Origin of the sequence: Kineococcus indalonis, assembly GCF_009906395.1 — a bacterium.
GTDB classification, from domain to species: domain Bacteria; phylum Actinomycetota; class Actinomycetes; order Actinomycetales; family Kineococcaceae; genus Kineococcus; species Kineococcus indalonis.
In genome coordinates this window covers 1-10329 of sequence record NZ_JAAALM010000084.1, presented here as the reverse complement: position 1 = coordinate 10329, position 10329 = coordinate 1, and the positions used below count along the sequence as shown (strand labels likewise).

At 76.2% G+C, this 10329-nt stretch carries 7 protein-coding genes and 1 pseudogene; 3 read left to right on the top strand and 5 right to left on the bottom strand.

Annotated features, from left to right (window positions below; all coding sequences use genetic code 11):
* Positions 1-147 precede the first annotated feature (147 nt).
* Together GTR00_RS06490 and GTR00_RS06485 are read left to right on the top strand one after the other, a co-directional pair.
* Positions 148-1980 (top strand): ABC transporter ATP-binding protein, encoded by a 1833-nt coding sequence (locus tag GTR00_RS06490; protein ID WP_323132273.1) that lies wholly within the window; start codon positions 148-150, stop codon positions 1978-1980.
* Positions 1977-3776 carry an ABC transporter ATP-binding protein gene (locus tag GTR00_RS06485; RefSeq protein ID WP_323132272.1) on the top strand — a complete coding sequence of 600 codons (1800 nt, stop codon included), beginning with the start codon at positions 1977-1979 and terminating at the stop codon, positions 3774-3776. The genes GTR00_RS06490 and GTR00_RS06485 overlap by 4 nt, the downstream gene beginning before the upstream one ends.
* Before the next feature lie 82 nt (positions 3777-3858).
* Here the strand turns inward: GTR00_RS06485 and GTR00_RS06480 are convergent, their stop codons facing one another.
* From GTR00_RS06480 to guaB, 5 genes are all read right to left on the bottom strand, one after another.
* Entirely contained in the window at positions 3859-4542 is a 684-nt protein-coding gene (locus tag GTR00_RS06480) for a Rid family hydrolase (RefSeq protein WP_323132271.1), read from the bottom strand.
* Positions 4543-4570: 28 nt separating this feature from the next.
* A complete protein-coding gene (locus GTR00_RS06475) occupies positions 4571-6181 on the bottom strand; it encodes a flavin monoamine oxidase family protein (RefSeq protein ID WP_166610816.1) in 1611 nt (536 codons plus the stop codon).
* 189 nt (positions 6182-6370) lie between these two features.
* A complete protein-coding gene (locus GTR00_RS06470; RefSeq protein WP_166610815.1) occupies positions 6371-7336 on the bottom strand; it encodes an oxidoreductase in 966 nt (321 codons plus the stop codon).
* On the bottom strand, positions 7333-8454 hold the full coding sequence (locus GTR00_RS06465; protein ID WP_166610814.1) for a GuaB3 family IMP dehydrogenase-related protein: 1122 nt from the start codon (positions 8452-8454) through the stop codon (positions 7333-7335). The genes GTR00_RS06470 and GTR00_RS06465 overlap by 4 nt, the downstream gene beginning before the upstream one ends.
* 126 nt (positions 8455-8580) lie before the next feature.
* Entirely contained in the window at positions 8581-10107 is a 1527-nt protein-coding gene (gene guaB, locus GTR00_RS06460; RefSeq protein ID WP_407659625.1) for an IMP dehydrogenase, read from the bottom strand.
* Between the two features lie 7 nt (positions 10108-10114).
* Between guaB and GTR00_RS22885 the strand changes: the two are divergent.
* Positions 10115-10329: pseudogene (locus GTR00_RS22885) on the top strand (hypothetical protein); the annotation flags it as partial.

The window sequence follows — 10329 nt, the reverse complement described above, 5'->3', positions numbered from 1 at the left end:
GTCCACCCCTCCACCCTCGCACGCCGGGGGCGCGCGGGGGCGCGCGGCGCTTATCACGTGGAAGAGCACCGGGGAGAGCGATTACCGTCGATGCACGTGCGGGCACTCCCCCTCCAAGACCCCGGTCCCCCCGACGTCCGATCACCCGTGCGCCTGCTGCTGCGCACCGCGGCGCAGCAGTGGCGCCCCATGGCGGTCGGCACCTCCTTCGGCTGCGCGTGGATGCTCACGCAGGCCGTCCTGCCCGCCGCGGTCGGGGAGGCCCTCGACGAGGGCGTCCTGGCCGGCGACGCCGGCGCCCTGCTGCGCTGGGCCGGCGTCGTGCTGGCCCTGGCGGCGGTCACCACCACCGCCGCCGTGCTGCGGCACCGCTACGCCGTGACGAACTGGCTGACCGCCTGCTTCCGCACGCTGCAGCAGGTCGGCCGGCACACCGCCCGCGCCGGCACCGGCGTCACCGCGCGCCTGCCGCAGGGCGAGGTGCTGGCCAGCACCTCCTCCGACGGCCCGCGCGTGGGCGACGCCTTCGACGTCACCCAGCGCGCCGTGGCCTCGGTGCTGGCCGTGGCGGTCGTGGCCGTCCTGGTCCTGCGCACCTCGGTGCCGCTGGGCCTGATCGTCCTGCTCGGCATCCCCGCCGTGCTGGTGGCGCTGCTGGTGCTGCTGCGCCCGCTGCAGGAGCGCCAGCGCCGCCAGCGCGAGCTGAGCGGGCAGCTGACCGCCCTGGGCACCGACACCGTGCGGGGCCTGCGCATCCTGCGCGGCGTGGGCGGCGAGGAGCTGTTCCTGGCCCGCTACCGCGACAAGAGCCAGCAGGTGCGCGCGGCGGGCGTGCGGGTGGCGGCGTGGGAGTCGGCGCTGGAGGCCCTGCAGGTCCTCGTGCCCGGCCTGCTCGTGGCGGCCCTGGTGTGGGCGGGCGCGCGCGCCACCGTGCGCGGCGAGCTCAGCCCCGGCGAGCTCGTCGCGCTCTACGGCTACGCCGCCTTCCTCACCTCCCCGCTGCGGATGCTGGTGGAGACCGCCGACAAGTACGCGCGCGCCCTGGTGGCCGCCCGGCGGCTGGTGACGATGCTGGAGGTGCCCCCGCGCCTGGCCGACGCGCCCGCCGCGGAGCTGGAGCACCCGGCGGCCGGGGCGCTGGCCGAGGCCGCCTCGGGCGTGAGCGCCGCCCCCGGCGAGCTGACCGTGCTGGTGACCGACCCGCCCGAGCTCGCCGGGCCGCTGGGCCGGCGCCTGGCGCGCTTCGACGACACCGAGGGCACCGAGGGCACCGAGGGCACCGACGGCACCGAGGGCACCGACGGCACCGACGGCACCGACGGCACCGGGGGCGCCACCCTGGCCGGGGTGCCGCTGCGCCGGGTGCCCGTGGCCGAGGTGCGCCGGCGCGTCGTGCTCGCCGAGGACGACGCGCAGCTGTTCAGCGGGACCCTGCGCGAGCAGGTCGACCCCGAGGGCCGGCGCACCGACGCGGAGGTGCTCGCCGCGCTGGAGGTCGCCGACGCCACCGAGCTGCTCGACCTCGTCGACGGCGGTCTGCGCGGCCTGGTCACCGAGCGCGGGCGCTCCCTGTCCGGCGGGCAGCGCCAGCGCCTGGCGCTGGCCCGGGTGCTGCTGCGCGACCCGGAGGTGCTGGTGCTGGTGGAACCCACCAGCGCCGTCGACGCGCACACCGAGGCCCGCATCGCCGCCCGGCTGCGCCGGGCCCGCGCCGGGCGCACCACGCTCGTCGCCAGCGCCAGCCCGCTGGTGCTGCCGCACGCCGACACCGTGCACTGGGCGCCCGGCGGGCGGGTGGTCGCCAGCGGCCGGCACGCCGAGCTGCTGGCGCGCGAGCCCGCCTACCGCCGCTTCGTCACCCGCGACGCGGCCGCGAGCACCGGCGAGCCCGGCGAGCCGGGCCCGCGCGGGGGCACCGGCGCGCTGACCGTGCGCCCGCGCCGCCCCGTCCCCGCACCCCTGCCCGAGGAGGAGCTGTGAGCACCGCCGCCGAGGGCGTGGACGCCCCGCTGCAGGAACCCACCACCCTGCCGGTCGCCGACCGGGCCCAGGTGCTGCGCGACGTGCGCCGCCTGGTGCGCCAGCACCGCCGACCGGGGCTGGTGATGCTGGTGCTGCACGCCGGCGCGGCCCTGGTGGGCCTGGCCGGGCCGTGGCTGCTGGGCGGCCTCGTCGACGACGTGGTCGCCGCCGCGCGCGGGGCCGACCCGGCCGCCGTGCTCGCCGACGTCGACCGCACCGTGGCGCTGCTCGTGGCCGCCGTGGTCGCCCAGGCGCTGCTGGCGCGGGTGGCGCGCTTCCGCTCGCTGTCGCTGTCGGAGGAGGTGTTCGCGCAGCTGCGCGAGGAGTTCCTCGCGCGGGCCACCCGCCTGCCGCTGTCGGTGGTGGAGCAGGCCGGCACCGGCGACCTCGTCTCGCGCACCACCAACGACGTGGAGTCCCTCAGCTACACCGTGCGCTACGGCGCGCCGGCGATCCTCGTGGCCGCCGTCACCACCGCCTTCACCGTCGCCGCGGCGTTCCTCACCGGGCCGCTGGTGGCGCTGGCCGTCCTGGTCGGGCTGCCCGGCCTGCTGGTGGGCACCCGCTGGTACCTGCGGCGGGCGCCGGCCGGCTACGCCGCCGAGCGGGCCTGGTGGGGCCGCATCTCCACCACGCTGGGCGAGAACGTGGAGAACGTGCGCACCGTGGAGGCGCTGGGCCTGGCCGAGCACCGCGTGCGGCTGCTGGACCGCGTCATCGGCGAGACGGTGCAGCGCGAGCGGTACACGCTGCGGCTGCGCACGGCGTGGTTCCCCACCATCGAGCTGTCGTACCTGCTGCCCGTGGTGGTGGCGCTGGTGTGGGGCGGGTTCCTGGTGCGCCACGACCTGGCCAGCGCCGGGCAGGTCGCGGCCGTCGTGCTGTACCTGCGCCAGCTCGTCGGCCCCGTCAACGAGCTGCTCATCTGGTGGGACGAGCTGCAGGTGGGGCAGGCGTCGTTCGCGCGCGTGGTGGGCCTGGCCACCGTCCCGCCCGACCGCGCCGAGCGCGGCGAGGAACCCGTCTCCGACGACGTGCGCGCCGAGCGCGTGGGCTACGAGTACGCCCCCGGCCGCCCCGTGCTGCACGGGGTGTCGCTGTCGCTGGAGCCCGGCGAGCGGCTCGCCGTCGTCGGGCCCACCGGCGCCGGCAAGTCCACGCTGGGCCGGCTCATCGCGGGCATCGCCCCGCCCACCAGCGGCTCGGTGCGCGTGGGCGGGGCTGAGGTGACGGGGCTGCCGCTGGAGGAGATGCGCCGGCAGGTCGCGCTGGTCACCCAGGAGCGGCACGTGTTCAGCGCCTCCCTGCGCGACAACGTCGCGCTGCCGGTGCCGCGGGCCGACGACGCCGCCGTGGAGGCGGCGCTGGAGTCCGTGGACGCCCTGGGCTGGGCGCGCGCGCTGCCCCAGGGCCTGGCCACGCGGGTCGGCGAGAACGGGGTGGAGCTGTCGGCCGCGCAGGCGCAGCAGGTGGCGCTGGCCCGCCTGGTGCTGGCCGACCCGCACACCCTGGTGCTGGACGAGGCGACCTCGCTGCTGGACCCGAACACCGCCCGGCACACCGAGCGGTCCCTGGCGGCGGTGCTGGCCGGGCGCACCACCGTGGCCATCGCGCACCGGCTGCACACCGCCCACGACGCCGACCGCATCGCCGTCGTCGAGGGCGGGCGCATCACCGAGCTGGGCACGCACGAGGAGCTGGTCGACGCCGACGGGCCGTACGCCGGCCTGTGGCGCAGCTGGCACGGCGGCTGAGCCCGGCGCCCGCACGCACGACGGCCGCGGCGCGGCTCCCCGCTCGGGGGGCCGCACCGCGGCCGTCGCCGCGGGGGGCGGGTCAGTCCTCCTTGCCCCGCTGGAACGGCTGCTCCGGGTACACCGCGTCCACCTCGATCTCCACCAGCCAGCCCGGCACGGGCAGCGAGGCGACCTCCAGCGCCGCGCGCGAGGGGCGCGCGGCGTTCTCGACCAGCGGCGGGGCGGGCGCGGCGGTGCCCAGGGGCACGTCGAGCGCCTCGTTCGTCTCCAGGTCGACGTTGGCGAAGTACTGCCGGTAGGCGCGGTTCCAGCCGGCGAAGTCGGCGACCTCGGCGCCCTCCTCGTTGGCGAGGAACACGCGCATCGTGATGACGTCGTCGAAGCTGAGGCCCTGCGCGGCGAGGTTCGCCCCGATGGCGGCCAGGGCGTTCAGGCCCTGCGCCTCGGTGAGGGTCACGCCCTCGGGCAGCGCGCCGCCCAGGGCTCCCAGGTCCACGTACGCCTCGGGGGTGCCCGGTGCGGCGTCGGGGTTCGCCGCCGACGGGCCGATCCCGCTGGACTTGTAGATCGCGGTGGCCGGGCCGATCCCGACGCCGCTGGCGATCATCGGGTTGGTGTCGCCGACCGGCAGCGCCACGGCGACCGTGCCCGGTGCGGGGGTGCCGCCGCGGGTGGCGGCGACGCCGGCTCCGGCGCCGAGGCCGACGAGCAGCAGCGCGCTGACGCCCACGACCAGCGGCCTGCGGGACAGGGGCTTCTTCACGGGTTCTTCTCTCCGCTCGATCGGGGGTTCAGCTGCTCATGACGCGCTGGTGCAGCGCGGTGACGGTGGCGCGCGCGGACGTCATGGCGCCGTGCTGCCAGGCGATCGCGTGCGAGAGGTGGTCGCCGGCGAAGTAGACGTTGCCCTGCGGGGCCAGCAGCGTGGCGTACTCCGGGCCGGTCTGCGAGGTCCAGTCCACCCAGCCCGCCTCGCTGTAGCGCGTCCTGCTCCACGAGACCGAGAACGAGGAGGCGATGTCCTGGCCGTACACCGGGCCGTGGATCTTCGCGCCGTTCTCCACGGCGCGCTTGCGGCGCTGGGCGTGCGGCAGGGCCGCGTACTCCAGCGCCTGCCGGCCGTAGTTGTAGTAGCCGACCACGACGCCGCGGTCGCCGTGGAAGCCGGAGGACGGGTACCACACGTGCGCCAGGTCCAGGTCGGTGTTCGTGATGCCGCCGTAGATGCGCATGTCGTCCTCCCACCAGCGCCGGGAGTACTCCAGCCCGATCTTGCCGGTGGGCGAGGGCGTGGCCGCCCCCAGCGCGGCGGTGACGCCGGGGCCGAGGTTGTGCGGGATCCGCGCGGCGATGTGCGGCGGGATCGTGTTGACGACGAAGTCGGCGGCGGCGGTGCGGGTGGCGCCGCGGGCGTCGACGTAGTCGACCTCCCCGCCGGCGGGGGTGGTGCGGATCGCGGTGACCTCGGCGCCGTAGCGGATCCTCCCCGGGCCCACCGCCTTCTCCAGCGCGTAGGCGATGCGGTCCATGCCGCCCACCGGCTGGAACATCATGACCGCCTGGTCCCAGCCGAACTCGAAGGTGAACTCCCGGCCGATGCCGCTGGCGATGACGTCGTGCAGCGCCGGCGCCGGGGAGATCGAGCCGGCCTGCAGGCCCGCGCCGGGTTCGACGTCGAAGCCGCGCCGGCCGCTGCCGCCCAGGTACAGGTCCGCGGCGGCCGGGTCGCCGGTGGAGTTCCCCAGGTCGCCGAAGTCGCGCAGGAACTCCACCAGCGCCTCCTTGTCGGAGGCGCTCAGCTCGTCGTCCAGCGCGCCGGCGTTCGTGGCCTTCGACAGCAGTTCGGAGACGTAGCCGTACACGTCGGCCTTGGCGGTGCGGTGCTTGACGGCGGTGTTCGAGACCGCGGTGTCGCCGGTGTAGTACAGCAGCGCGTCGGCGTTCTGGTTCACGAACGGCTCGATCGCCACGCCCAGCTCGCGGCAGTAGTCCAGGGTGACGTGGTGCTGCGGGATGCGCGCCGGCCCGGCGTTCATGTACTGCCCCTCGGCGAAGCGCACCCGCTGCGTCTCGCCGTTCAGGTCGGTCTCGGTGTCGCCGCCGCGCACCGTCCAGTTGCGCCCGCCGGGGCGCTGGCGGCCCTCCAGCAGGGTGACCCGGTACCCGGCCTTGCCCAGCTCGTACGCGGTGGTCAGGCCGGCGATGCCGGCGCCGAGCACCAGGACGGTGCGGCTGGAGCGGCCGGTGAGGGTGAAGTCGGAGGCGCGCGGCGGGGCGAAGGCGGCGTTCTCGGCGGCCGAGGCGGCCGGGGCCAGGCCCAGGGCGCCCATGGCGCCGAACATGGCGCCGGCGCCACCGGTGGCGCCGACACCACGGAGGAAGTTCCTGCGGGAAACGGGCACGGTTCTCCTCGAGAGGACACAAGGGGGTCACCCACGGTGAGGGGGACGCCACGAACCCTGTCGGTGCCGTGTTTCGCCGGCATCACGCGATCATGAACACTGTGTTTCTGCTGTGGCCGCCGGTGACGCGCGACGCTGCGCGGCAGCGGCGGCTGCTCCGTCCCGGCCGCGCGGGCCGGGAAGTGCGCCTCAGCGGGCGGCGAGCTCCTCGAAACCCACGCCCGTCCACTCCACCGAGCGCGCCCACAACCAGGCCGCGTCGGAGGTGTCGTACGCCGCCGCCGACGCCCGCTCCAGCACGGGGAAACCCTTCCAGCCGCCGAAGCCGCCCGGGCCGAAGTACTCCCCGCCCCTGGCGTCCGGGTCGCCCGCGGCGCGCAGCAGCGGCCAGGCCCCCTGCGCCGGCGGGTGCCCCACCAGGCGGCCCAGCGCCCGGCCCAGCGCACCGCCCACGGGGACCTCCGGCGCCAGCGGCGTGGCCTTCCACAGGTTCGTGTCCGACAGCCCCGGGTGCGCGACCGTGGAGACCAGCGGGGCCCCCGCCGCCGCAGCGCGCCGCTGCAGCTCCAGCCCGAACAGCAGGTTCGACAGCTTCGACTGCCCGTAGGCGTGCCAGCGCGAGTACGAGCCCTCGCTGAGGTAGCCCTGACGGTCCAGGCGGCCGAAGCGGTGCGCCACGCTGGCCACGCTCACCACCCGCGCGCCCTCCCCCGCCAGCAGCAGCGGCAGCAGCAGGCCCGTCAGCGCGAAGTGGCCCAGGTGGTTGGTGCCCACCTGCAGCTCGAAGCCGTCGGCGGTGCGCCCGAACGGCGGCGCCATGACGCCGGCGTTGTTCACCAGCACGTCCACGCTCGCGCACCGGTCGGCGACCTCCGCCGCCGCGCGCCGCACGCTGGACAGGTCGGCCACGTCCAGGGCCAGCACCTCCGCGGAGGCCTTCACGCCCGAGTCGGCCACGTCCGCGCGCAGCCGCTCCACCGCCGCCGCGCCGCGGCCGGCGTCCCGGCACGCCAGCAGCACGTCCGCGCCGCGGCGGGCGAGCTCCGTGGCCACGTGGAAGCCCAGGCCCGAGTTCGCGCCCGTCACCAGGACGGTGCGCCCGTCCTGCGGGCCGAGGGCGTCGGGCGTCCAGAACGCCCCCGCGCTCCCGCTCACGCCGGCTGGTACGGGGAGACGACGACCTCGACGCGCTGGAACTCCTTCAGGTCCGAGTAGCCGGTGGTGGCCATCGAGCGGCGCAGCGCGCCGACGAGGTTCGTGGTGCCGTCGGCCACCCGGCCCGGCCCCTCGAGGATCTCCGCCAGCGGCGCCACCGTGCCCACGTGCACGCGCTCCCCGCGCGGCAGGACCGCGTGGTGCGCCTCCGGGCCCCAGTGCCAGCCGCGGCCGGGGGCCTCGGTCGCGCGCGCCAGCGCCGCGCCCAGCATCACCGCGTCCGCGCCGCAGGCGACCGCCTTGACGATGTCGCCGGAGGTGCCCACGCCGCCGTCGGCGATGACGTGCACGTAGCGCCCGCCGGACTCGTCCATGTAGTCGCGCCGCGCGGCCGCGACGTCGGCGACGGCGCTGGCCATCGGGGCGTGGATGCCCAGGGTGCGCCGGGTGGTGTTCGCCGCGCCGCCGCCGAAGCCGACGAGCACGCCCGCCGCGCCGGTGCGCATCAGGTGCAGCGCGGCGGTGTAGGTGGCGGCGCCGCCCACCACGACCGGGACGTCCAGCTCGTAGATGAAGCGCTTGAGGTTCAGCGGCTCGCTGCGGCCGGAGACGTGCTCGGCGGAGACGGTGGTGCCGCGGATGACGAACAGGTCCACGCCGGCGTCGACGACGACCTTCCAGAACTCCTGGGTGCGCTGCGGCGACAGGGCGCCGGCGACCGTCACCCCGGCCCGGCGGACCTCGGCCAGGCGCGCGGTGATGAGCTCGGGCTTGATCGGCTCGGCGTAGATCTCCTGCATGCGCGGGATCGCGACGGCCGGGTCCAGCGCGGCGATCTCGGCCAGCAGGGGCTCGGGGTCCTCGTAGCGGGTCCACAGGCCCTCGAGGTCCAGCACGCCCAGCCCGCCGAGGCGGCCGATGGCCACCGCCGTGGCCGGGGAGGCCACCGAGTCCATCGGCGCGCTGAGCACCGGGACGGCGAAGTGGTACGCGTCGATCTGCCAGGCCGTCGAGACGTCCTCGGGGTCGCGCGTGCGGCGGCTGGGGACGATCGCCACGTCGTCGAAGCTGTAGGCGCGACGACCCCGCTTGCCGCGGCCGATCTCGATCTCGTACACCCCCACAGGCTACCGGCTGCGCGGCGCCCGCCCCCCCCACCGCGCGCGGGGGGGGCGGGCGCCGCGCCGTCAGCGGCCGCGGCTGCAGCGCGCGGCTCGTGCGCGCTGCAGCGGGTGGCCGCGCCGTCAGCGGCCGCGGCTGTAGTTCGGCGCCTCGACCGTCATCTGGATGTCGTGCGGGTGGCTCTCCTTCAGCCCCGCCGGGGTGATCCGCACGAACCTGCCCACGCGCTGCAGCTCGGGCACCGTGCGGGCGCCGGCGTAGAACATCGACTGCCGCAGGCCGCCCACCAGCTGGTGCGCCACCGCCGCCAGCGGGCCGCGGTAGGGCACCTGGCCCTCCACGCCCTCGGGCACGAAGCGGTCGTCGGAGGCGACGTCGTTCTGGAAGTAGCGGTCCTTGGAGAAGGAGCGGGTGCCCTGGCGGGTCTGCTGCGCCCCCAGCGACCCCATGCCGCGGTACTGCTTGAACTGCTTGCCGTTGATGAACACCAGGTCGCCCGGGCTCTCGTCGCAGCCGGCCAGCAGCGAGCCGAGCATCACCGTGTCCGCGCCCGCCACGAGCGCCTTGGCGATGTCGCCGGAGTAGGCCAGCCCGCCGTCGCCGATGAGCGGCACGCCCGCCGGGCGCGCGGCCTTGGAGGCCTCGTGGATGGCCGTCACCTGCGGCACGCCCACGCCGGAGACCACGCGCGTGGTGCAGATCGAGCCCGGCCCCACGCCCACCTTGATGCCGTCCACGCCGGCGTCCACCAGCGCCTGCGCCGCGGCGCGCGTGGCGACGTTGCCGCCCACGACGTCCACGTGCGCGGCGGCGCTGTCCGCCTTCAGCCGGGAGATCATCTCCAGCACCGCGCGCGAGTGCCCGTGCGCCATGTCGACCACGAGCACGTCCACGCCGGCCTCGACGAGCTGCATGCCGCGCTTCCAGGCGTCCTCGAAGATGCCGATCGCCGCGGCCACCCGCAGCCGGCCGTCCTCGTCCTTCGTCGCCAGCGGGTACTGCTCGCTCTTGACGTAGTCCTTCACCGTGATCAGGCCGGTGAGGCGGTCGCGCTCGTCGACGATCGGCAGCTTCTCGATCTTGTGCTTGCGCAGCAGCTGCTCGGCGTCCGCGGAGCTGATGCCCACCGGCGCCGTGACCAGCGGCATCGGGGTCATGACCTCGCGCACCCGGCGGGTGAAGTCCGTCTCGAAGCGCAGGTCGCGGTTGGTGACGATGCCCACGAGGGTGCCCTCGGCGTCGACCACCGGGACGCCGGAGATGCGGTAGCGCCCGCACAGCTCGTCGACGTCGGCGAGGGTCGCGTCCGGCGAGGTGGTCACCGGGCGCGTCACCATGCCCGACTCCGAGCGCTTGACGATGTCGACCTGGTTGGCCTGCTCGTCGGCGGACAGGTTGCGGTGCAGCACCCCGAGACCGCCCTGGCGCGCCATGGCGATCGCCATGCGCGACTCGGTCACGGTGTCCATCGCCGAGCTGAGCAGCGGCACCCGCAGCGAGACCCGCTTGGAGACCCGGCTGGAGGTGTCCGCCTCGGAGGGGATCACGTCCGACTCGCCGGGCAGCAGGAGGACGTCGTCGTAGGTCAGGCCCACGAACCCGAACGGGTCGTGGCCGGGGTCGCCGGGGGCGGGGGTGTGCACGGTCACCCTCCCGATGCTACGTCGCCCTCAGCCCGGCCCGGACGGCTCGGCCGACGGCCCGGACGGCTCCGCGGAGCCGTCCGTCGCCGTCGGCGCGTCCTCGCCGCCGGGCGCGCTCGGCCCGGTCGACGGCGACGGCGTGGGGCCGGCCGTCGGCGAGGGCTCGGGGTCCCCGCCGCCCGGCCCCGCGCCGCCGGGCGGCGCGGGGGTCCCCGGCACGGTGGGCGT